Annotated in this window: 21 protein-coding genes and 4 tRNA genes; 11 read left to right on the plus strand and 14 right to left on the minus strand. The window is 68.9% G+C overall.

What is annotated here, in order from left to right; all coding sequences use genetic code 11:
• Positions 1-28: 28 nt before the first annotated feature.
• The 5 genes from ACQBAU_RS15985 to ACQBAU_RS16005 all read right to left on the minus strand — a co-directional run bounded on the left by ACQBAU_RS15985 (position 29) and on the right by ACQBAU_RS16005 (position 4,980).
• The gene (locus ACQBAU_RS15985; protein WP_465255655.1) at positions 29-1,645 is read right to left on the minus strand and encodes an ABC-F family ATP-binding cassette domain-containing protein; all 1,617 of its coding nucleotides are present in this window, start codon (positions 1,643-1,645) and stop codon (positions 29-31) included.
• Between the two features lie 213 nt (positions 1,646-1,858).
• A tRNA-Lys gene (locus ACQBAU_RS15990) sits at positions 1,859-1,932 on the minus strand.
• Positions 1,933-2,132: 200 nt separating this feature from the next.
• A complete protein-coding gene (locus tag ACQBAU_RS15995; RefSeq protein ID WP_434548075.1) occupies positions 2,133-2,831 on the minus strand; it encodes a response regulator in 699 nt (232 codons plus the stop codon).
• On the minus strand, positions 2,828-4,015 hold the full coding sequence (locus ACQBAU_RS16000) for a sensor histidine kinase (RefSeq protein WP_465255654.1): 1,188 nt from the start codon (positions 4,013-4,015) through the stop codon (positions 2,828-2,830). The genes ACQBAU_RS15995 and ACQBAU_RS16000 overlap by 4 nt, the downstream gene beginning before the upstream one ends.
• Positions 4,012-4,980, minus strand: coding sequence for a hypothetical protein (locus ACQBAU_RS16005; protein ID WP_465255653.1), 969 nt, complete (start codon positions 4,978-4,980; stop codon positions 4,012-4,014). Before ACQBAU_RS16005 ends, ACQBAU_RS16000 begins: the two co-directional genes overlap by 4 nt.
• A 271-nt stretch (positions 4,981-5,251) precedes the next feature.
• On the opposite strand from ACQBAU_RS16005, the gene ACQBAU_RS16010 reads away from it, so the two are divergent.
• The 3 genes from ACQBAU_RS16010 to ACQBAU_RS16020 are packed head-to-tail and all read left to right on the plus strand — an operon-like array spanning position 5,252 to position 6,716.
• Positions 5,252-5,947: a hypothetical protein gene (locus ACQBAU_RS16010; RefSeq protein WP_465255652.1), complete on the plus strand. Its 696-nt coding sequence runs from the start codon at positions 5,252-5,254 to the stop codon at positions 5,945-5,947.
• Positions 5,944-6,351, plus strand: coding sequence for a YidH family protein (locus ACQBAU_RS16015; RefSeq protein ID WP_434548071.1), 408 nt, complete (start codon positions 5,944-5,946; stop codon positions 6,349-6,351). Before ACQBAU_RS16010 ends, ACQBAU_RS16015 begins: the two co-directional genes overlap by 4 nt.
• Positions 6,348-6,716: a DUF202 domain-containing protein gene (locus ACQBAU_RS16020; protein ID WP_465255651.1), complete on the plus strand. Its 369-nt coding sequence runs from the start codon at positions 6,348-6,350 to the stop codon at positions 6,714-6,716. The genes ACQBAU_RS16015 and ACQBAU_RS16020 overlap by 4 nt, the downstream gene beginning before the upstream one ends.
• A gap of 89 nt (positions 6,717-6,805) precedes the next feature.
• Here the strand turns inward: ACQBAU_RS16020 and ACQBAU_RS16025 are convergent, their stop codons facing one another.
• A complete protein-coding gene (locus ACQBAU_RS16025) occupies positions 6,806-7,159 on the minus strand; it encodes a metallopeptidase family protein (protein ID WP_465255650.1) in 354 nt (117 codons plus the stop codon).
• Positions 7,160-7,490: 331 nt separating this feature from the next.
• Between ACQBAU_RS16025 and ACQBAU_RS16030 the strand changes: the two genes are divergently transcribed.
• The gene (locus tag ACQBAU_RS16030; RefSeq protein ID WP_465255649.1) at positions 7,491-8,837 is read left to right on the plus strand and encodes an SH3 domain-containing protein; all 1,347 of its coding nucleotides are present in this window, start codon (positions 7,491-7,493) and stop codon (positions 8,835-8,837) included.
• Positions 8,838-8,935: 98 nt separating this feature from the next.
• Positions 8,936-9,008 (plus strand) — tRNA-Glu (locus tag ACQBAU_RS16035).
• A 95-nt stretch (positions 9,009-9,103) separates the two neighbouring features.
• On the opposite strand, the gene ACQBAU_RS16040 is transcribed toward ACQBAU_RS16035, so the two are convergent.
• Entirely contained in the window at positions 9,104-11,578 is a 2,475-nt protein-coding gene (locus ACQBAU_RS16040) for a choice-of-anchor L domain-containing protein (RefSeq protein WP_465259376.1), read from the minus strand.
• Positions 11,579-11,737: 159 nt separating this feature from the next.
• Positions 11,738-12,643, minus strand: coding sequence for a dihydrodipicolinate synthase family protein (locus ACQBAU_RS16045; RefSeq protein ID WP_465255647.1), 906 nt, complete (start codon positions 12,641-12,643; stop codon positions 11,738-11,740).
• 203 nt (positions 12,644-12,846) lie between these two features.
• Between ACQBAU_RS16045 and ACQBAU_RS16050 the strand changes: the two genes are divergently transcribed.
• Both ACQBAU_RS16050 and ACQBAU_RS16055 read left to right on the plus strand, forming a co-directional pair.
• Positions 12,847-14,742 (plus strand): M15 family metallopeptidase, encoded by a 1,896-nt coding sequence (locus ACQBAU_RS16050; RefSeq protein ID WP_465255646.1) that lies wholly within the window; start codon positions 12,847-12,849, stop codon positions 14,740-14,742.
• Positions 14,742-15,512 carry a hypothetical protein gene (locus ACQBAU_RS16055; RefSeq protein ID WP_465255645.1) on the plus strand — a complete coding sequence of 257 codons (771 nt, stop codon included), beginning with the start codon at positions 14,742-14,744 and terminating at the stop codon, positions 15,510-15,512. Before ACQBAU_RS16050 ends, ACQBAU_RS16055 begins: the two co-directional genes overlap by 1 nt.
• A gap of 44 nt (positions 15,513-15,556) precedes the next feature.
• On the opposite strand, the gene ACQBAU_RS16060 is transcribed toward ACQBAU_RS16055, so the two are convergent.
• Positions 15,557-16,885: an integrase catalytic domain-containing protein gene (locus tag ACQBAU_RS16060; RefSeq protein WP_465255644.1), complete on the minus strand. Its 1,329-nt coding sequence runs from the start codon at positions 16,883-16,885 to the stop codon at positions 15,557-15,559.
• 146 nt (positions 16,886-17,031) lie between these two features.
• Here ACQBAU_RS16060 and ACQBAU_RS16065 point away from each other — a divergent pair.
• The 3 genes from ACQBAU_RS16065 to ACQBAU_RS16075 all read left to right on the plus strand — a co-directional run bounded on the left by ACQBAU_RS16065 (position 17,032) and on the right by ACQBAU_RS16075 (position 18,072).
• Positions 17,032-17,105 (plus strand) — tRNA-Asp (locus ACQBAU_RS16065).
• A 51-nt stretch (positions 17,106-17,156) separates the two neighbouring features.
• A tRNA-Phe gene (locus ACQBAU_RS16070) sits at positions 17,157-17,233 on the plus strand.
• Positions 17,234-17,484: 251 nt separating this feature from the next.
• Positions 17,485-18,072 carry an HNH endonuclease gene (locus tag ACQBAU_RS16075; protein ID WP_465259377.1) on the plus strand — a complete coding sequence of 196 codons (588 nt, stop codon included), beginning with the start codon at positions 17,485-17,487 and terminating at the stop codon, positions 18,070-18,072.
• Here the strand turns inward: ACQBAU_RS16075 and ACQBAU_RS16080 are convergent.
• From ACQBAU_RS16080 to ACQBAU_RS16090, 3 genes are all read right to left on the minus strand, one after another.
• A complete protein-coding gene (locus tag ACQBAU_RS16080; RefSeq protein ID WP_465259378.1) occupies positions 18,053-18,904 on the minus strand; it encodes a tyrosine-type recombinase/integrase in 852 nt (283 codons plus the stop codon). The genes ACQBAU_RS16075 and ACQBAU_RS16080 overlap by 20 nt on opposite strands.
• 178 nt (positions 18,905-19,082) lie before the next feature.
• On the minus strand, positions 19,083-19,313 hold the full coding sequence (locus ACQBAU_RS16085; protein ID WP_465255641.1) for a DUF3263 domain-containing protein: 231 nt from the start codon (positions 19,311-19,313) through the stop codon (positions 19,083-19,085).
• Between the two features lie 257 nt (positions 19,314-19,570).
• The gene (locus tag ACQBAU_RS16090; RefSeq protein ID WP_465255640.1) at positions 19,571-20,002 is read right to left on the minus strand and encodes an ImmA/IrrE family metallo-endopeptidase; all 432 of its coding nucleotides are present in this window, start codon (positions 20,000-20,002) and stop codon (positions 19,571-19,573) included.
• A gap of 98 nt (positions 20,003-20,100) precedes the next feature.
• On the opposite strand from ACQBAU_RS16090, the gene ACQBAU_RS16095 reads away from it, so the two are divergent.
• On the plus strand, positions 20,101-20,544 hold the full coding sequence (locus ACQBAU_RS16095) for a DUF488 domain-containing protein (RefSeq protein ID WP_465259379.1): 444 nt from the start codon (positions 20,101-20,103) through the stop codon (positions 20,542-20,544).
• On the opposite strand, the gene ACQBAU_RS16100 is transcribed toward ACQBAU_RS16095, so the two are convergent.
• Together ACQBAU_RS16100 and ACQBAU_RS16105 are read right to left on the minus strand one after the other, a co-directional pair.
• On the minus strand, positions 20,541-21,146 hold the full coding sequence (locus ACQBAU_RS16100) for a hypothetical protein (RefSeq protein ID WP_465259380.1): 606 nt from the start codon (positions 21,144-21,146) through the stop codon (positions 20,541-20,543). The two genes, ACQBAU_RS16095 and ACQBAU_RS16100, sit on opposite strands and share 4 nt — an antisense overlap.
• Positions 21,146-21,997 (minus strand): hypothetical protein, encoded by an 852-nt coding sequence (locus tag ACQBAU_RS16105; RefSeq protein WP_465259381.1) that lies wholly within the window; start codon positions 21,995-21,997, stop codon positions 21,146-21,148. Before ACQBAU_RS16105 ends, ACQBAU_RS16100 begins: the two co-directional genes overlap by 1 nt.
• Positions 21,998-22,177: the final 180 nt, after the last annotated feature.

Here is a 22,177-nt window from a genome sequence, read left to right on the forward strand (position 1 = left end):
GAACGCACGTCGAGCTTGTCGAGACCCCTCACTGTTGATCATGGTGCAACCCGGCCTCGTCCAGCAGCAGACGGACGTGCAGCCCGAGCCGGTCGAGGAAGGCGTCGTCATGGCTGACGATGATCAGTCCACCCCGATGGCCGGTCAGGGCGTCCACCAGGACGTCGACGGTCGGCAGGTCGAGGTTGTTGGTGGGTTCGTCAAGCACCAACAACTGGGCAGGCGGATCGGCCAGCAGCAGCTGTGCCAGCGCGACCCGGAACCGTTCACCGCCCGACAGCTCGGCCACCGGGCGGTGGACGGCGCCGGTCCGGAATCCGAAGCGGGCAAGGCGGTTCCGGAGGTCACCGGGAAGTGAGTCAGGGGCGGCCTGCCGTACGGCATCGAGGATGCTGACGTCGTCGGGCAGGTGGTCGAGGCGTTGTGGCAGGTGCCCGATGCGGTCGGTGTGCGCGATCGCGTGCACCCCGGTCGCCGTCGGTGGCCCGCCGAGGCCAACCAGGCCGTCCAGCAGCCTGGTCTTGCCGATGCCGTTGCGGCCGGTAAGGGCGACCCGCTCGGGCCCCTGCACCGTCACGACCGTGCCGGATCCGTCGCGCAGTTCGGCGAGGCGGCGGTTCGCCGGCACCTTCGGGTCGGGCAGATCGACCCTGATGTGGTCGTCCCGGCGGATCCGGTCGGCCTGCCGGTCGACGAGGTCGCGGGCGGCGTCCACCTTCTCGTCCAGCTCGCCGCGGAGCTTGCCGGCCGACACCTGGGCCTCACTGGCGCGCTGTTTCATGATCGTCTTGGGTCGCCGCTTGTTCTCGTAGTCGGTCCGGGCGTAGCGGCTTCGTCGAGCCAGCTTGGTCTCGGCCTCGACCCGCTGCCGTCGCTCGGTCCGCAGTGCCTGCCGTGCCGTCCGCAGGGCCTGTTCGGCGGCCGCCTGCTCGGCGGCGACATGTTCGGTCCACGCGGTCCACGCCCCACCGAACACGGTGAGCGAGCCGGCCCGCAGTTCTGCGGTGTCGTCCATCAGGTCGAGCAGGGCTACGTCGTGACTGACCACGACGAGGGCGCCACGCCAACGCGTGATCATGTCGTACAGCCGGTGTCGCGAAGTGCGGTCGAGGTTGTTGGTGGGCTCGTCGAGCAGCACGATCGGCGTCGCCGCGAGCCGCCGTCCGACGAGGGCGACCAGCACCGCTTCGCCTCCGGACAGCTGGTCGATCGTGCGGTCGAGACCGATGTCGGGCAGGCCGGCCCGGGTGAGTGCGGCCAGACTGCGCGACTCGATCTCCCAGTCGTGGCCGACGACGTCGAGGAGTGCCTGATCCGTACGGCCGGTCTCGATGCTGCGGATGGCGTCGAGGCGTTCCCGGACACCAAGCAGGTCGGCGACGGTGTCCGCGGTGCGCAGCGTGAGGTGTTGCGGCAGCAGTCCCACCGCACCGGTGGTGGTGACCGATCCGGCGGTCGGGGTGAGCTCGCCGGCGAGCAGGCGCAGCAGCGTGGTCTTGCCCGTGCCGTTGGCCCCGACCAGTCCGGTGCGGCCGGCGCCGAAGGTGGCGTCGATCGCGTCGAGTGCGACGTCGCCGTCCGGCCAGGCGTACGACAGCCCGGACAGCACGACGGCCGGATGCGAAACAGGGTTCGGGTGTGACAAGGAGGCTCCAGAGGTGGTCAGCGGGATGCTGACTCCTCGAGCCCCGGCACGCGGTGTGCGGGCGAGCGAATCAGCGCAGAACGGCTGGGTGGCGCTCGTCGATCAGCACGGTGGTGTCCTTGCGGCAGGGAGTGGGGCAGGAGCCCACTGTAGGCGGGGCCACTGTCGTACTGCAACGAGTTTCTGTGGCTCCCGCGGACGCCTGTGGTGCGGTGCCCCCGGTCGGATTCGAACCGACGATCCGCGGATTAAAAGTCCGCTGCATTGACCAACTATGCTACGGGGGCAGGCACATGCTACAGGTCCCGCCGCAGCCTGACGGTCGCCAGAATCACCCGGCCTGCGAGGCCTTCGCTCACCGAGAGGGCACTCGGCGGGGCCATCCGGCGGGATCGACCACGCCAATTGCCCCCTCGATGCGGGCGTCACCCTCCAACTGCCCCCTCGGTGCGGGCGTCCCCCTCCAACTGCCCCCTCGGTGCGGGGGTCAGGGTGTACGGCGCGGTCGGTTCGGGCTGACCGGTGTGTCGGGTGGTCGTGCGATGCCGTGGCGGTGCGCCCACACCGCGACCTGGAGACGATCGCGGAGCGCGAGTTTCATCAGCACCCGACCGACATGCGTCTTCACCGTGGCCTCGGACAGGTAGACCACGCGGGAGATCTCCAGGTTGCTGAGGCCGTCGGCGACGAGGCGTACGATCTCGAGCTCGCGATCCGTGAGCGAGTCGGCGGCCGGCGGGACCACGTCGGGACTCCCGGCGGGCGGATGAGCCAGGAGCCGTTCGACGACGCGGGCGGTGATGGCGGGTGAGAGTACGGCGTCGCCACGTGCAGCGGCCTGGATCGCCGTGGTCAGTTCCGCGATCGGTGCGTCCTTGACGAGGTACCCGCAGGCGCCGGCGGCAAGTGCGGCATGAACGAGCTCGTCGGCATCGAAGGTGGTCAGCACGATCACCCGCGCGGCCGGGTCGGCAGCGAGGATCCGTCGCGTGGCCTCCAGACCGTCGGTGCCCGGCATCCGGATGTCCATCAGCACCACGTCCGGCTTGCTCGCGGCGACCGCCCGGACCGCCTCGGCTCCGTCGCCGGCCTCCCCCACGACCGCCATCCCCGCCTGGGCGTCGACGGTGGCGACGACCCCGGCGCGGACGAGGTCCTGGTCATCGACGACGAGGACACGGATCACGTCGCCTCCGCCGTCGACGTGGGGCCCTCGGCCACGACCGGCAGGAGCGGCACCGACGCGGTCACCGTGAAGCCGTTCGAGCGGTCCACCGTGAGCGAGCCGCCGACGGTGTCGAGACGCTCCCGCATCCCACGCAGGCCAAGCCCGCCCCCGACGGTCTCGCGAGCCGGGGACGCGACCGTGTTGTGCAGGATCACCACGAGGCGATCCTCGCCCCAACGCTGCTCCCAGTCGAGCATCCCGTCACCGTGACGCAGGGCGTTGGTGAGCCCTTCCTGCACGAAGCGATGCAGGACGAGCTCGGTGGCGGGATCCAGGACACGCGCCGTACCCACCGTCCGTCGTCGGATGCGCAGGCCGAGATCCTCCATCCGCGCGGCCAGGGCGTCCAGGTCGGGCAGTCCGGGCGGGGGGCCGGGGTCCGACCCGGGACCACCGTCGCGCAGGGTTCTGAGTGCCGCCCGGAGGTCGTTCAGCGACTCGCGAGCCGTCTCCTCGATGACGTCCAGTGCTGCGATCGCCTGCCCCGGAGCGAAACGGGCCACCCGCGCCTGACCGACGATCACGGTCAGCGAGTGGGCCAGCACGTCGTGCAGGTCGCGCGACATCCGGGCCCGCTCGGCGGCCGCGACTGCTTCCTCGCGGTGGATGCGCCCCTGCTCCTCGAGTTCTCGCCGCACGTCGTCCGAGCGGGCGGCGCGCAGCTCCGAACGCCGCAGGAACCCCAGCACGATCGCGACCGCGGAGACCGCCAGCAGCAGGACCGCCAACAGCCACGGCTCCGGCCCGAACGGACTCCGTACCACCGCCGGGTCGACGGCGTAGCGGATGGCGGCCACGATCGGGCCGATCGCCGCCACGGCGAGGGCCACCCGACGGTCGCCACGCGAGGCCGCCGCATGCAGTCCGACGAGCAGCAGGAGGCCGGAGGGGAACAGCACGAACAGCCCCGTCACGACGGCCTGCGCGGCGATCGCCGCAGTGATCAGGAGCAGGGCCGTGGTCGGAGCCCGACGCAGCGCCAAGAGGGCGGCGTGAGCGGCGGTCGCGGCCAGCGAGACGACGACTCCGCCGCCGATCGGGAGCGAGGTGACCGCGATGATGATCGTCATGGGAAGCAGCAGGACCGCGGAGCCGATGACGAGCAGCAGGAATCCGCTGCGGTGCATGCTGCTCCGGGTCACTCCGCGCCTCTGCTCGCCTCGTCGGATCGTCCTCGCACCCCACGAGCTGGCCGGGCCTCCCCGTACAGCACGGTAGCCGCTGCGAGCACCACACCGAGCAGCAGCCAGGTGCCGTAGACCGCAGCCACCAGGATGATCCGACTCGGATCCCCGAGCGTGAGCGGCGACGCGGCGAGCCCCGTGGCCTGCGCCAGGACTCCGAACACCATCAGTGCACCCATGCTCAGCGGTGCGAAGGCTCCACCCCAACCCGCGACCAGGAGCGGTACCCGGGCCACGGCCGGCGTCCGCGACGCGGTCAGGCCGATGAGCACGACGGCAGCCAGTCCGAACAGCGCGAACTCCATCGCGGGGAAGCCCACGGTGTAGGCGCTGTCCTCACCCTGCCACCACCACACCAGTTTCAGCAGGGGGTACGGCAGGCAGAGGAGCAGCCCGAGCACGCGGACGATCCGTCGGCTCCGGGCGGTGACCGGGCGCTGTGCGGATCCCCCGTCGAGCCTGGCCCGCCGCGCCAACTGGATGGCCCCGAAGGAGGCGCCCAGCGCGCTCAGCCGGGCGACGGCTCCGGGGAGGTCGACCTCGGCGAAGTCACCTGCCGGGATGCCGGTGACGGCGAAGAAGGCGCGGAACCCGTCGAGCACCACGCCGCCGGATGCCCCCAGCAGGACGGCGGCTGCGGTCCAGGACGCGGCCTGCGCCGACCTCCCGGGTGACAGCCACCCCAGTACGAGGGCGATGCCGAGCAGGCCGGCGCCGACCAGCCCGAGCCATGGTGGCGGAAAGATGGCGGAGTAGTCCGCGCCGCGGCCGGTCGCCAGTGCGAGGACGGCGGCGCCACCGGCGAGGATCGCGCCCAGCGTGGCCGCCGCTGGGGCGATGCGCAGCAGGGGTCCGGTTCGACGAGGGCCGCGCGACAGTGTTGGCGTCAGGTTCGTTGTTGCTGTCGGGTGCGTTGCAGTCATGATCTCAAGGCTGCTCGTCGACCACGTGCGCAGGCATCCTCCTCAGGTAGCGATCGTCGCGACCTGGGTAGCGCGCGCAGAGTCGCGTCATCGCTCATCGACGGGGCAGTTGGAGAGGACAACACCTCCCGCCCCACCACTCCGGCTGTCCTCTCGGTGGAGCGACGCCTCTCCAACTGCCCGATCGGTGATCGGCAGGGCTCCACCCCTTCGACAAGCTCAGGGGACGTTCGACACGCTCAGGGAACGGGGATCGTGGCAGGCTGGGTCCGTGGAGACGTGGATGCTGCTGCCGCTGGGCATCTTGGTGATCGGGGTGGCCGTGGTGGCGTACGGCGCCCTGCACGACCGGACCCGACGCCGCGGGGAGGAGGCGCAGCTGCACAGCGCCCCGGAACGGGACATCCCCGGACTGCCGCACGATGCCCCAGCCCCGTCGTACGTCCTGGCGGAGGCGGCACGTCGGCCACCGAGGGGGACCGCACGCGAGATGTCGGGGCGCGACCGGACCGCGCTGGCCACCGATCTCGAGTCCACCGACCCGATCGCGTACGGCTTCGCCGACGAGGGGTTCGTCACCGACTCCCCCACGCGCCGTGCCGTCCTGGACGAACCTCGGGTCCTGGTCTGCGCCGATCCGATCACCTCGGTCCGGGAGGTGCTCAACCCACTCGAGCGGCTGACCGCCACTGAGGTCGGCCTGGTCCTGGTGGCCCCCTCGTTCGGTGCCGAGGTGGTCGACACCCTCGCGGTGAACGTGATCCAGCAACGGCTGCGGGTGGTCGCGGTCGCCGTCGACGACGATGCCGTACGGGCAGCGGTCGCCGCGCGGTCCGGCGCCACCGAGGTGCCCGGGACCGACCTGCAGGCGGGGTACCTGCCCGATGATCATCTGGGCCACGCCGCACGGTGGGTCAGCACCGCCACCCAGAGTTGGCTGCTGCCGGTCGCTAGTGTGCAACCGTGAGTGATGAATCTGGCGAAGAGCCTGCCCGGCCGGAGGGTCGGCCCCTTCGGCGCTGGCCGAAGTGGGTGTACACCGTCGGGGACGAACCTGACGCCCGCTTCAGTTTCGCCAACGAACGCACCTTCCTCGCCTGGATCCGGACCGGGCTGGCCTTCCTGACCGCAGGCGTGGCGATCTTCGCCCTGGTCGCGATCGAGCCCGCGATGGAGGTGGAGGCCCGGGCCGCCTCGCTGGTGCTGGTGGTCACCGGCGTGCTGTGCGGTGCCAGCGCCTTCTTCCGGTGGGCCCGCAACGAACGAGCGCTCCGCGAGTCACGGCCACTCCCCTCCTCACCGGTGATGCCGACGCTGGTGCTCGTCCTGGTGGTCGTGGCGCTGATCGCCCTGATCTTGCTGCTGCCGTGACCGACGACGGCGCCGACGACGCCCGGCCGTGGGAGCACCACGTCTGGGATCGCGGACTGCAGGCCGAACGGACGAGGCTCGCCTGGGGTCGGACCGGACTCGCCGTCACCGTCTGCACCCTGGTCATCGCCCGATTCGTCGGCACCGTCTCCCCGGTGCTGGGGGTGCTGATCGCGGTGGCCGCGATGGCCTGTGGGCTGATGATCTCGCTCTCCTCACGCCGGCGTCACCGCCGCGCGACCCGCGCCACCCATCAGTCGGCCGTGTTGCCGGACGCCCGTTCCTTCGGCTGGCTGAGTGCCCTGCTCTGCCTGGCCGGCATCAGTTCCGTGGTGATGATCATCGTGTACCGGCCCGACCTCTGACCGGCCAAGACTCTCAACCCGAACTCGAGCCCAGTTGATCATGCGCTTCGGCGCGCGAGGTCGGGTCGGGAGCCCTCGTGGCCGAACGATCAGGCGTACCCGAGCTCGTGCAGTCGGTCGTCGTCGATACCGAAGTGATGGGCGATCTCGTGCACCACGGTGATGGAGATCTCCTCGTGCACCTCCTCGATCGTCCGGCAGTGCCGCAGGATCGGCCCACGGAAGATCAAGATCCGGTCGGGCAGGGTGCCGCCGTACGAGGAATCCCTTTCTGTCAAAGGAATCCCTTCGTACAGGCCGAACAGGCTCGACTCCCCCGCCGGCGGCTCGGGCTCCACGAGGACGACACAGTTCGTCACCAGTCGGGCGAGCTCGTCGGGCACCACGTCGAGGGCACGATCGACCTCCGCCTCGAACTCCTCGACACTCATCTCCACGGCCACACCGACATCCTAGGAGGGCCGGCGCAGCACAAATCACACCCCCGTAATTTCTTGGATGTCATCCGCGTGTCGCCTTGCCTTCTGCCCAAAAGTCACTTCGTTACCTTGCTGAAACCTGTGGGGCAGGCTTAAAGTCCTGACACGTCTGGGGTAGCTGTGACTGGCGTGGCGAGTGTGTCGAGGGAAAGCGACACAGTCGCCGGGGAAGCGTCACCACAGCTGCAGTTCCCGACTGGACAACTCCATGCATCTGTCTCGCGATGGTCCGGGAAGGCCGTCGGGAAGGACCACTGCTGTGACGACTCGTGCTGTGCGACGAGGAAGACGCTTCGTGGGTGTGGTTGCGGCCGTCACCATGACGGCCGGGATCGCGGCCACGGCCAGCATGCCGTCTGCAACTGCGGACGGCGCGCGACTGACAACCTGGACGGCACTGAACGTCCGCTCCGGCCCGGGGCTCAACCACCAGATCGTGGGTGGCCTGTACCCCGGTCAGCTGGTGACCGCGGACGGGGTGGCCCAGAACGGGTGGACCCCGGTGAAGTTCAACGGCAAGCGCGCCTGGCTGTCCAGCCGGTACGTTAAGGCCGCCGGCGGCAGGACGACGTCGAACGCCGCCGACTCGACGACGGTGTCGGGCAAACCGGCCGGCCGCAAGACCACCACCGCACTGAACGTCCGCACCGGTCCCAGCACCGGCTACCGCGTCGTCACCGTGTTGGCCCGGGGCACCACCGTGGCCACCACCGGCGCCTACCGCAACGGCTACGCCGAGATCCGGTACGGCGGCCACTCCCGCTGGGTCGCGACGCAGTACCTGAGCGACACGATCGGCGCGTCGAGCAGCGGCTCGAGCACCCTGCCGAGCGTCACCGGCACCCGGATCGCGACCACCGCCCTCATGATCAGGACCAACTCGTCGTCGAACTTCCACAGCCTCGGCGACGTCCCCCGGGGCACCAAGCTGTCCATCACGGGCAAGCAGGAGAACGGTGTCGCCCAGATCATCTACAACGGTGCCGTGCGCTGGGTCAACGCGCACTACCTCGCCCGTGACACCAGCGGCCCCGCCAAGCCGGCCCTGCCGAAGGTCGTCGGCCACCGGTGGGCGACCACGGCGCTGATGGTCAGGACGACGTCGACGTCCAGCTTCAAGAACCTCGGCGACGTGCCCACCGGCACCAAGCTGGCCATCACCGGCGTCCAGCAGAACGGCGTCGCCCAGATCGTCCACAACGGTGCGGTCCGCTGGGTGAACGCCCGCTACCTGAGCACCTCGGCGCCACGCGCCGGCAGCGATTCCGGACCGGTCAAGGGCACCGGACTGAGCGGCCTGACGTCGCGGACAGGGGGTGTGCTGGATGCGGTCCACAACCGCTACCCCAGCGGCATCTCCTGGTACAACGGCGTCCGTCCGGACTCACTGCCCGACCACCCGTCGGGTCGTGCGCTGGACGTGATGCTGGCGAACTACCAGAGCTCCGCGGCCAACAAGCAGGGCTGGGAGATGGCCAACTGGCTCCGCGCCAACGCGGGCTCGCTGGGCATCGAGTACATCATCTACGACCAGCGCATCTGGAACGTGAAGCGCAACAGTGAGGGCTGGCGCTGGATGGCAGACCGTGGCTCGGACAACGCGAACCACAAGAACCACATCCACATCACCACCCGGGCCTGACCTGCTCGCCGGAGCCTGACTGTTGGCCCGTACGGACCGCCCACCCGAACCCCGGGTTTGGGCGGTTCGTGCTGTCAGCGCTTAGAATGGTCCGACAGGTCCCCATCGTCTAGCGGCCTAGGACACCGCCCTTTCAAGGCGGCAGCGCGGGTTCGAATCCCGTTGGGGATGCAACGGTCCTGAGTCGCGACATCGTTCACACGGTGTCGCGACTCAGGGCCTTGTCCTTTCTCCGGCGCCTGCGCGGAGGCGGCTGGCCCGACCGCTCAGCGGTAGGCACCCAGTGAGCACGTCGTCCCGGTACGCAGCTCCCCGTCGAAGTCGCCCAGCACGTTGATCGTCGAGCCGTCGAACAGGGTGAACGTCGGGATGCACGGCGCCGCGTCGCGGGCCGGGCTCGTCGGGGCGAGGCGCCAGTCGGTGCCGACCGCGACGAACTGCGGGTCGGCGTACACCCCACCCGGTTCGACCGGCGGCGCCTGGTCGGTCTGGTGGTACAGGTTGTGGTCGTGTACGAAGTTCTCGTGCTCGGTGCCGGCCCGGATGGCGTACCCGGCCGCGACGTCGACCACGATGTTGTTGGCGAAGGTGACGTTCACGTTGTTCGGATTCCACTCCCAGCCGGTCGGCAGGTGACCGCCGCTGGCGAGGTAGACCCCGTACCGGGCACCGACGACGACGTTGTGGAAGACCGCACTGTCCTTGGCGCCGGTGAACGAGAACGCATTCGGGATCGTCGGGACCCCGTCGATCACGGTGCCGTGCACGATGTTGTTGTACGCCACCATGTTCCAGGCCTCGAAGCCGTTCAGCGTCGGATCCTTGGTCGAGATCCCGTCGGTCGAGCCGCCGAGGTAGATGGCCCCGGTCATCATCGTGCGGTTGAGCGCGGTCACCACGTTGTTGCGGATCGCGATGTCCACCGAGCCACCCTTGGCCAGCAGGCCGACCCGCCCGACGTCGCGGATCACGTTGTTCTCGATGACGCTGTTCCAGACGTTCACGAAGTCGATGCCCTCGTGCTCCATGTCCTCGATCAGGTTGCCGCGGACGACCATGCCCTCGACCAGGTAGCCCTTGACACCTTCCTCGTACGCGCCGTGCAGGTGGTTGTCGAGGATGTGGACGTGGTGTGCGCCCTCCCGTACCTCGACCAAGATGTCGGCCGTCGTCGGTCCGGGGACGTTCTCGGTGATCTCGAAGCCCTGGATGGTGATGTGGCTTCGGTCGATGATGCTGAGCTTCGAGGCCGGTAGGTCGTGGTACATGATCTTGGCCCCGTGCGGATTGCGGGAGCGCAGCACGATCCGTTCGGTCGCCGTACCGCTGTTGGTGAAGGTGGTGGTCTGGGTCTCGTCGTAGGTGCCGTCCTCGAAGACCACGGTCGTGCCGGGGCCGGCGACCTGGGACGCCTTGGTCACCGAGCGCCACGGCAACTGTTCGGTGCCGGGGTTGTCGTCGTCCCCGGTCGGCGAGGCGTAGTAGGTACCGGCCGCCACGGCGACCGGGGGCCCGGTGACGGCCGGGTTCGTCACCGGGGAGACGGTGAAGTCGTCGATCTGCACCTCCGAGCCCAGGTCGGCTTGGATCCCGGCCCGGCCGTGGGTGAGGACATGATCCGTTCCGCTGATCACCAGTTCGCCGTTGACGTAGAACTCGATCAGCGCGCCGCTGAGCACCATGGTCATGTCGGCCCACTCCCCGACCGGGGCGGCCCAGTCGTGGCGCTGGGCGACATAGGTGTACGCCCCGGCGGCCCGGCGACGGATCGTGATGCTGGTGTCCTGGGCGTTGCCCATCATCTGCACCTGGTAGTAGTTGTCGTCGTCGAGGTAGCGGCCGACCAGGCTGACCCAGGCGCGCGACTTGGTGAACTCGACCGTACGGACCCGGGCGCTGACGGTGTAGTCGCGCCACTCCTCCGACCCGGTGACTGCCCGCTGCAGGCCGGGGGTGTCCGGGTCGGTGGTCAGCACCATGTTGCCGGTGCCGTCGTCGACGGTCTCGAACGTGTACGGCCGGGGGAACTCCCAACCGGGCATCCCGTTCTCGAAGTCCTCGGTGAACACCGGGTCGCCGACCACCGGGATGCGGTTGTTCGCCTCGACGAAGACCGCACTGTTGCCGGTGGCGTGGCCGGCGTCGGCGATCGCGATCTTGACGTGCACCGACTCTCCCGGCACCACGGTCGCGATGGCGGTTCGTACGGTCGACACCGCGGCGTAGCCCAACTCGGGCGCCGGGGTCGCGTCCGCCAGCACCGACCGGGCGGTGACCGGGCCGCCGGACTCGGTGGTCGCGACGTTGACGCCGTCGACCCACAACCCGAACACGTCCGGCTGGCCGGACTCCCCGGCCTCGTCGGAGGCGAAGGCGTACCGGAAGGCCAGCGTGTCCGAGGTCGGCACCAGGTCGAACTCGACGACCGAGGCCTCCTTGGAGGTCCGGCCGATGCCGGCACCGCGCAACAGGTCGGTCAGGTCGGCGTCACCCGACGTCCGCGTCACGGCCGAGTCGGCGGTACCGGTGGCGAGCGAGATCCCTTCCCGCAAGCCCAATGACTCGACGTCGTCGAAGCGGGAGGCGGTCCCGGCGGCGCCGGCGAACCGGGCCTCACTGATGGCGATGTCCTCGCCGGTGAGGCGGGACGCCAGTCGGTGCCCGACCCCGCCGTCATCGGGTTCGGGCACGGTGGTGGCAGTGGCGGTGGCGACGCCGGGGACGAGGACGAGGGACACCATGAGGGCAAGCGCGGACAACACGGCAGTGGGGCGCATCATTGGACCTTCCTGAGGGTTGCCGCAAGGAAAGCGCAGTCGCTGCAAACTGTCAACAGTTCTGCGGGACAACCGTCAGAATGCGGCGGCGACCTTCACCTGACGACCTTCCCGTGACGCCCCTCAGGCCGCGGTGACGGCCGCCCGAAGCCGTACGACCAGACGATCCAGTTCGGCGCGGGTGTGGTCGTCGATCCCGGCGGCGACCGGGCCGCGCATCCGCGGGTCGTCGAGCACGCCCTGCTGTTGCAGCAGGTGCTTCTCGATCACCACGAAGCTGTCCAGCGTGGTCTGCAGCGACACGATCTGCGCCAACGGACCCGCGATCGCATAGGTACGGTCGTCGTCGCCGTCCTCCAGCGCCCGCCACAGCGCCGACAGCGCCCAGATGAGGTCGGCGGCCGGCATCGTGCCGACCACACCGCGGCGGTGGGTGTCGACCAGGTGGAGGCCACCCGTACCGTCGAAGATGCGAGCCTTGCCGTCGGTCAGGTCCAACAGGTCGGTGATCCGGGGACCGATCGGGTGGGCCTCGGGCTTGAACATCGCCCGATCACCGAACTCGGCGTGCAGGCCGGCCTGCAGCTCCACCGACAGCGGCTGGCCCACGTACCCACTGGCGTCCTGCACCACGACCGGGATGTCGACGGTCTCGATCACCGTGGCGAAGTAGCGCCGCAGCGCGGGTTCGTCGAGCCGGGTCAGCATCGGCGGCGTCGCCATCAGCGCGGTCGCGCCGGCAGCCTGTGCCGTACGGGCGTGCGCGACGGCGATCCGGGTCGACTCGGCTCCGACGCTGGCGACGCTGGTGCCGCGTCCCTCACAGGCCTGGGCGGTGACGGCGTTCAGCTCGTCCCGCTCGGCCGCGGTCAACCGCAGCACCTCCGAGACCATGGCGACCACGATGCCGTCGGCGCCGTTGTCGAACGTCCAGTCCAGCAGCCGCGCGTGCGCGGCGCGATCAAGGTTCTCGTCGGCGTCGAAGGGGGTCTGCATCACCGGAAGGACACCGGCCAGCTGCTCAGTCATGGGCACACCATGTCAAAGTCCGCCCGATGGACCAAATGCGGCCATTGTGCGGACCACGAGGTGGGCGCCCCGACTTCAAAATCCGTTGCACGTCGCAGGCAACCTTCGGCTGCGGCCAATCGTAAACTCTGCATAAACCACCCCCCGTACGGGTCGGCGGCCGACATCGACCGCCACCCAGCGGTTGACGGAAAGCAGAACAGATGGCCCGCCCCACCATCCCGGCGATGATCACCACCTTGGTCCTGATCGCGAGCATCGCACTGCCGTGGAACGCCTACGCGGAATCCCCGACCCCACCGGCCACGCCCGGCACCACGCCGTCCACGCCCGTCGAGCCTGTCGAGACGCCCAGCCAGCCCGCCGGGACGGCCACACCTGCAACGCCCACCGAGCCTGTCGAGACGCCCACCACACCCAGCAATCCCCCCGAGTCGCCCACCACGTCGGCCACGCCAACCAAGCCGGAGGAGACACCCACCGCCGGCAGGCCGGGCAAGTCGCCCAGCGCGCCGCGGTCGACACCGCCGACCAGCCCCCCGTCGGCGTCGACCCGGGCGGTGACCCCGATCCAGCAGCGGTACGCCGACCTCGGCGGTGAGGACGGCGTGCTGGGCAAGCAGACCGCGGCCGAGACCGAGTTGCCCGACGGCGGCCGGATGGCGGTGTTCGAGGGTGGTCGGATCTACTGGTCCCCCGACACCGGCGCCCAGGAGACCTGGGGCGCGATCATGAACCGCTGGGGCGGCTTGGGCTGGCAGGCCTCCAGACTCGGCTACCCCACCGGCCCGGAGCACTGCACCCTGCGCGACGACGGCTGCTTCCAACGGTTCGAGCTCGGCAACGTGTACTACCTGCCCGGTGTCGGAGCGCAGCCGGTCTGGGGCGCCATCGGTGGCCGCTGGGGCAATCTGGGCTGGGAGAACGGCGCGCTGGGCTACCCGATCACCGGCGAGCAGTGCGGCATCCGCGACGGCGGTTGCTTCCAGAAGTTCGAGAACGGCCACATCCACTGGTCACGGGCCAGCGGGGCCCACGAGACGTGGGGCGCGATCATGAACCGCTGGGGGTCGCTCGGTTGGGAGCGGAGCCGCCTCGGCTACCCGACCGGGCCCGAGCAGTGCGGCCTCCGCGACGGCGGCTGTTTCCAGCGCTTCCAAGGCGGCATCTTCTACTACGTCCCCGGTGTCGGCGCGAACCCGATCTGGGGGTCGATCGGCACCCGTTGGGGTGGCCTCGGCTGGGAGAACGGCCAGCTCGGCTACCCGATCTCCACCGAGTCGTGCGGGATCCGCGACGGTGGCTGCTACCAGAAGTTCGAGCACGGCCACATGTACTACGTGGGTGGGGTCGGTGCCCATCCCGTGCTCGGCGCGATCCGGGACACCTACCGGTCGATGGGCTGGGAGCGGAGCCCGTTGGCGTACCCGACCGGGGCGGAGGTGTGCAGTGGCGGGTCGTGCCGACAGTCGTTCCAGTACGGGACGATCACCTGGGCGCCGGGCAGGATCACCGTCTCGTACGAGATCCGTGCGGTCATCCGACGGACCACCGCGGCCGACGTGCTGCACACGTACCGCTCGGGATGCCCGGTCGGGCCGGCGAACCTGCGCACCATCGAGATGAACTACTGGGGATTCGACGGGCTGCTGCATCGTGGCGAGCTGATCGTGCGGGACCACCTGGCGAGCGAGGTGGTCGCGGCCTTCACCGACGCGCTCAACGCGCGCTGGCGGTTCGCGCAGATCGAGAACCCGAACGAGTGGGGTGGTGCCGATCCGCCGATGATGCAGGACAACAACACCTCCGGCTTCAACTGCCGGCCAGTGGTGGGCAACCCGTACGCAGTGTCGCCGCACTCGTACGGCACCGCGATCGACACCAACACCGTGCAGAACCCGTACCGGGACCGCAACGGGACCTGGTGGCCCAGCAACGGACACCCCTACATCCTCGGGGCCGTGCTGAACCGGAAGCAGACCCACTTCGCGGTGATGACCACCAGCTCACCAATGACCCGGGCGCTGGAGTCGCGCGGTTGGTTCTGGGGTGGCCGCTGGTCGCCCGGGCGGGACTACCACCACTTCGAGCGGCGCTGATGGCCCCGCATCCGTTCCCGACACGGCGCCTCGTCGTCGGGCTCGGGCTGGCCGGGGCGGTGCTGCTGGCCAGCTGCACCGGGCCCACCACCACACCGCCGGCCCCGAGCACCCCGCCGGGCACCGTCGTGCCGGCGACGGCCGGGCCCTCGGGCCCGTCGGGAAGCTCCTCCCCCGGTGCGGGTCCGTCGTCGACCCCGACCCCACGGGCCCAGCCGCCCCGGCCGACGGCCCAGGCCGCCTCGACCGCCGGGTCGCTGACGGCTGCGGACCTGCCGGCCGAGTTGCCGGGCGGGTTCAGACCGGACGCCCGGGAGGCCGCCGAAGGTGAGTACGTCCCGAACGGGACGTGGGTGCACGAGGTGCCCGGCGAACAGGCGTCCTGGGAGGCGATGCCGCCGTGCGAGGCGAACCCAGGCGGTGGCTGGCCGGTGGCGCAGCACGCACTGGCCGGGACGTACGCCGACGCCCAGGGCCGTCCGGGGAACGGTTTGGTGCTGCAGTTCGCCGACGCCGGACAGGCCGCTGCGTACGCCCGCACCTACCGTGAGGTGCTGGGCAGCTGCCCCGAGCAGAACGGCATGCCCGCCGCTGCCGAGCTCGAGTCAGAGGCGGCGTGGTACGCCGGCCGACGGTCGTACGGACCGGAGCGCTGGAGCGAGGTGGTGGCCCACTCCGGGCCGCGGGTCTGGCTGGTGATCATCAACGATGCGGGGGCCACCGAACCGACCGAGCTGGCGACCCTCGCCCGATCGCTGGTGGGCCGCTGAGCACGGTCGTACCGCGGACCGTCCTCGAATCCTGATGCCTCATGTCAAGATGCCCGCTTGGTGTGAGTCGTTGACTCATCTGAAGATGCCCGCGTGGGTGGGGTCGTTGACTCATCTGAGGATGCCCGCGTGGTGGGGCGGTTGAGTTTGGTTCGGCTGAGGTAGACGTGGTTGGTCTTGGCGCGGCGTTGGACCTGGCCTCGGCGGCGGGCGAGTTCGAGGAGGTTGCCTTGAAGGTCGGCGATCTGGTGGGTCAGGCCGAGGAGGTCGGTGTCGTGGTGCAGGGCTTCGAGTCGGGTCCGGTCGTGGGGGTCGAGCAGGTCGGGGTGGTCGCGGAGGAGCCGGTCCAGCGGGGTGGTGGCTTGGTCGTAGCGTTTCGACACCTTCGCGCCGGTGCGGTGTTTCTCGACGAGCTTTTGTTGGGGGAGGAACAGGTTGACCTGGCACGACACCAGCGGCCACAGCTGGTTGAGCAGGGTGAGCTCGCGGCGGGTGTCGTAGCGGTGGTAGCCGACGTTGCGGCGGACCACTGACCAGTTCTTCTGCTCGATGTGGGCCTGGTCGTTGGAGTGCGCGGCCCGGCCGCGGGAGAAGCTGATCTGGCGGCTGGCGCACCAGCGCAGCAGGTGGTGGTTGATGAACTCGGAGCCGTTGTCGGAGTGGATGCCGGCGAGGTGGAACGGGAACCGGAGTTGGAGTTGTTCCAACGCGGTGGCGACGATTCGTTCGCCCTTGGACCGCACTGAGATCGACTCGGTCCAGCCGGTCGCGACGTCGGTGGCGTCGAGGGTGTAGTGGAACTCGCCGTTGTTGTCGCCGCCCTCGTGGCCGACCAGGTCGATCTGGATGAACCCGGGCCGGGTGTCGTCCCACTCGGCCCACGTCTTCAACGGGATCGAGGTCTTCAACAACGATCCGGGTCGGGTGTGGGACATGCCCTGCTGCGCCACCAGGCCGGTGCGGGCCGGCGCCAGCCGGCGGTCCATCGTGGCTGCCGACATGGCACGCACCTGCGCGATCACCGTCGGGTCGATCCGGTCGAGGTGGCCGAACCGGGCCAGGTTGTCCAACGCGGCATCGATCCCGGGCTGGAGCCGTTTGCCACACGGTCCGTCCAGCACCGCCCAACACCGGGTCAACACCTCGACCGCGGCATCGTCATAGCGCCGCACCGGTTCCCGGGCCTTCCGCGGGCGTGGGGTGTCGCCTTGGGCCAGCATCGTCCGGATCGCCTTGCGGGCATGGTCACGATGCCAGCCCGTCACCTCACACACCGCGTCCAGGATCGCGCCCTTCTCGGCCCGGGTCGCCTTCGGCCACTTCGCCAGCTGCGCCTGCGTGATCGCCTTCCGCTGCGTCAACGTCAACTCCATCCCACGAGGGTCCACCCCACGCGGGCATCTTGAGATGAGTCAACGACCCCACCCACGCGGGCATCTTGGATGAGTCAACGCGCGAATTGGCACAGGCCGTCCCGGTCAGGTATTGTTTCGCCGGTTGGCAGCGATGCAACACACCAGGCCCCGTGGCGCAGTTGGTTAGCGCGCCGCCCTGTCACGGCGGAGGTCGCGGGTTCGAGTCCCGTCGGGGTCGCCCAGCGGTGATGTCACAGCGTCGCCGCTTTTGTGTTGCTGCCAACACCTTGGCCAGGTAGCTCAGTTGGTACGAGCGTCCGCCTGAAAAGTGGAAGGTCGCCGGTTCGACCCCGGCCCTGGCCACCACCGCACCAGACCGTCGTTGCCCCCGGAATCCCTGCCACACAAGGGAAGCCGGGGGGCCTTGTTCTTTCTCTCGCAATCCCCGACGTTCCCCAACCGGCCCCGACGGCACTCCGTCATCGTTTACCGGATCGGCTTACCGCCCCGCCTGCAACATGGCCCAGTCTTACCCAGATCCTTACCGGATCATGGCGTCCATCCGGTCCGCGACGTCGTCGAGACCGCGGTCCCACAGGTGCCCTAGACTGTCTAGCATGAGTTGCACCATTCCCGGATGTGACCACGTCGCCACCCGGCGCGGATGGTGCGACACTCACTACCGGCAGAGACTGCGAGCCGGCCAACTCGACCAGGGCACACTGCAGCGGGCACCACGCAACGCGACGCCAGTCGAACGACTTGAGCACCGCGGATGGGACGTAACCCCCACAGGATGCTGGGAACTGCGCACCACGACAACGCGGCCACACCCTCGGATCAAGCTCGCGGGCAGGACATGGGCGATCGCTTCCCGCGTCGCCTACGAGGCGTGGGTCGGCCCGATCCCTGATGGCCTCTGCGTCCTTCACCGCTGCGACAACCCACCCTGTGTCAATCCGGGCCACCTCTTCCTCGGCACGCGCACCGACAACTCCGTCGACAAAGTGACTAAGCGGCGAGCACCCAACGGCGAGCGCATGCGCCACAAGCTGACGGACGTCCAAGTTGCCGAGATCAGGACCCTCCACGAGTCAGGATCGTCCCAGGCGACGCTTGCTCGCAGGTTCGGGGTATCCAGCGGACACGTCTCTCAGATCGTCAACGGCAAGACCAGGGTCGAGGTCACGCGTCCCCGCCGCTGAGCAGGCCATCCATTCGTACGGCGGCGACATCATCCAGCCCTCGATCCCACAGGTGTGAGTACAGGTCCAGCGTCATCGCTGCGGTCGCGTGCCCGAGCATCCGCTGCACCGCCTTCACGTCGGCACCCGACGCGATCGCCAACGAAGCCGCAGTGTGCCTCAGATCATGGATGCGGAACCCGGACGGGACCAGCGGCTCCCATACCCGTTCGCGCCAGTTGTCCACGTCCACCCGACCGCCACGCGGCGCGGTGAACAACGGCTCACCCTTCGCCCGCTCGAGCGGCAGCATCGCGAGCACACTGGCCGGGACCGGCACATCCCGCGCCATCCCGGTCTTCGACTTCCGCACCCGGGCACGACGTCGCCGCACGTCGACATCGCCGACGTTCAGCGCTGCCGCCTCACCGACCCGGATCCCCGTCGTGCCGAGCATCATCACCATGGCCCGGTACACGCCCGCGCCCACAGCCAGGGCGACCAGCTCGTCCGCTTCGAGGTACTGCGGCTCGACCCGCCGCAGCTGCCCCGGGTTGATCCCCTCGCACGGATTCTTGTCGAGCATGCCGCGGTCGATCGCGATCTTCAGGGCACCCCGCAAGCACTGCAGCGCCTTCGCCCGCGTGGCGTTCGCCGCTGGGCGCACCACCAGCCGGTCGCCCTTGCCGCGCTCCGACGTCATCGACGCGATCCACACCTGCACTTCGTCGTGGCGGACCTCGGTGACCGGCACGGTCCCCCACCGGGCGCGGACCCGCGACGCGTCAGCCTTCGCCGCGAGTACGCTCTTCCGCGCCAGGTGCTGCTTCCCTGCCTTCCAGATGTCGACCATCGCCCCGACCGACTCCGCACCGGCCGGGGCGTGGCGGTCGCGAGGGTGCGCCAGTGCTGGTCGGCCTCGGTCTTCGTCCGGAAGCTCTTCGTCGGGTGACCGGGATGGGTGACCCGGTACCGCAGCCCGCGACCGTGACGCTTCGTGGGCTGGTCGTCCCGGCCGACCCACAGGTCGATCACCCCCATGACACACTCCGCAGCGACCTCGCGGCGCGCCGGTCGTCGCGGATCCTGCGGAGCCGGCCGACGACACCCGGGTACTTGCGCAGCGCTTCTGGGTCATCGATCAGCTTCGCGAGGCGCAGGTGGTACTCGTCTGTGCGGATCTGCAGGTCGTCGGAGACCCGCTGCCGCTGTGGCCGGGGCAGGTGGCAGGTCTCGATGATCCTGCGGTCGATGTCAGTCATAGCTCTGGTCACCGCCGCCGCCGAGGCTGCCAGGGCCCATCGGGCACTCTCGGTTGCCACACACGCGCACAGTTTTGGTTGGGCCGGGCCCGCCCAGGCTTCGGCTCTGGTGCGTCTTCGTCGTGAGTGAACGACCGCAGGTCCTGCACTTCGTGTTCGGGATCCTGAGCTCGTTCATGATGTTCTCCTTCGTTGGTGTGCAGGCGCCCGATGCGCCTGTCCACATGTATAGACAGGGCCACCGACAGTTCCGCTGTTCACAATTCCTCCAACCTTCTTGCCACGTACGCCCGCTCTGCGGCCGGCGCGTGCACCGGGTCGAGCCGGGCCCACAGCGTCGGCTCGTCGACCCACAGGTCGTCCGCTGCGCCGTCGTAGTCGTCGCCGTAGAAGCACAGGGCATCGGCTACCGCGGTGATGTCCGGCAACAGCCACGCGGCCGCAGCAGCACGGACCTGACGTTCAACTCTGGGCGGTTGGCAGCCGCGGTGGTCCCGGCGGAGATGGACAAGCTCGTGCGCGAGGGTCGAGCGTCGCTCACGTTGGACGAGACCACGGTGCATCCAGATCCGGGCAACCCCGTCAGTCAGCGCCCAGATGCCGTGCGGCAGGTCGGCCCAGTGGACGTCGATGTGGGGGTGGTTGGTGCGGAGGTCCCGCCAGGGGTGCGGCAGCTGTGGCGGTGGCATGGATCCTGACCGTAGTGGCCGGGGCAGACAGGATCCGCTGACGCCGCGGAAAGTCGCAGAATGCGAACACTCGTACTGAAGTCTGTCAGACTGACCCCATGCACGAACTTTCCTCCCTCGTCTCGATCGGTTACGAAGGACGCGACGCTGACGACCTGGTCCAGCGGCTCGTCTCCGAGAACGTGACTGTCCTCGTCGATGTCCGACTCACCCCCATCTCTCGGAAGCCTGGTTTGTCCAAGACTCGCCTCGCGGAGAAGCTCGAGGCTGCCGGCATCCGATACGTGCATCACCGCGAGCTCGGCAACCCGAAGGACAACCGCGACGGGTACCGTGCTGGCAGCTTGGCTAGCCGGGAACGGTTCGCCCGGGTCCTCCAAGACCAACAGGCCGAGGAGGCGCTAGCCCACGTCCGCGAGCTACTCGAAGGCGGATCGGTAGCCCTGTTGTGTTTCGAGCGTGACCACTCGCACTGTCACCGCAGGATGGTCGCCGACGCGATCCGGCGACAGGTGCCCGATGTACGGCTGGTGACCGTCTAGGTCTTCTTTGGCCACCACACGCCCAGCACCGAGAAGGACTGCCGGTACTGATGTTGGTTCCCGATGAAGAAATACGTGTCCTTGGTGTCAGCCACCATAGACTCCCACTTTTCCAAGACCTTTTGGCCGGTCAGGTCACCGTAAATCTTCTGCCACGCGTGCCCCGAAGACCCAACCTCCCAGTCAAGCACTTCTTGCTTGTGGCCGTTGTCGCAGCTAGGAGATTCACAGTGGTAGTGGTACCGGATTCGATGCGGGACGGGCTTCAGTTGATTGAGTGGTGGCGTAAAGAGGTCGCCCTGCGCAGCTCGTTCTACCTTGGTCAGCTGAGTTCGTGACCAGTCCTTGCCTGGCAGGAGCTCCACCCTGGTCACGGTCGGCCGAACAAGCCCCAGCGAGGGCGCGCCGACGTCCATCGTGACCGCCCGGTTCGCCGCGACCAGATCGCAGGTTGTGGTCGCTCCGAGCAGCGGACCGATGAGCTCGCGCCTTCGCGTCCAATTCTTCTTCGTATCAATCGCTTCGCCGAGCTGAAGCGAGCGATTCCAGATCCGGTTTGTACGACTCCGGCCGGGGGTCGTACGACCCGCGTGGCGCGGCATCAATCTCGACGATCTGCCACTTCTTGAACTTGTCGGCATAGTCCATCGCCCTGAATGAGATGGGGTAAAGCCTCACCCAGGACGGCTCCGGACCGTCCAGACGCACGCCGGCGACACACACCGTCTCCACGTGATTCTGCGATGGGGTCGGGTACGTCTTGACCGTCACCAGTAGTTTCATCCGCTCGTAACCCTGCTTCGGCATTGCTACTCCTTCTTCTCATCGTTGAGTTGTTCGGACGCCTCGTCCTGCTCGCGCCGGCGACGGTACCAGCCGGCTCCTGCTGCTCGGTGCGGGCGGCGAGCTCGTCGATGTCGTCAGGCAGCTCGGGTGGGCTGGGGAACTGGTGCACGGTTGCCTCGTGTCCAGGGGGCAGGCGCTCGCGGTGGGGGATGATCTCGTCGTCGATGATCACGTCGGCCAGGTCGTCGACCGGCGGCCGCACGCCGCCTGGTTGTAGCTGGTCCCCGGCGTCTTGTTTGCCGGCCGGGGTCGGCGGTGTGTTTTGGGTGGCTTCCGCATCGCCACCACTCCCCTTCGCTATGGCGATGATCAGCTCTGTGATCGCCGCCTGCTGACGAGGGTCGAGCCGGGAAACCTCTGGGGGTGGGACCCACTCGCCTGCGCCGACCTGGACGCCGGCCGCCTGGTGAACCGCTGTGAGTGGCAGGTCGTATGCGTCGGCCAGGGCCTGCAACGTCTGCTCGTCTGGGTGCTCCGGGTGGTTACCGCGTTGGTAGTCAGCCAGTGTGGCGAAGTGGAGCCGCCCCTCGATCTTGTCGGCGCGAGCCCTCACGGACATCCGGCGCTGGTCGTTCGCTCGCTTCAGGAGCTCACTCAGTGCCGTCATGGCTCCATGCTCCGGTGACACGTAGAGGCGCAGCAACTCGACTGTAGGCAGACACGACTACAAACTACAGCGCTGTACGACTGGCGTCCCGCCTGACGTGCCTAAATCTGGGCTTGCGTCCGTAGGCACAAGGTGCCTACACTGTAGGACGTCGTTGACTACAAACGACACATCGCCTAC

Source organism: Carbonicoccus niuqiaonis (assembly GCF_050157065.1).
GTDB lineage: Bacteria > Actinomycetota > Actinomycetes > Propionibacteriales > Propionibacteriaceae > Avipropionibacterium.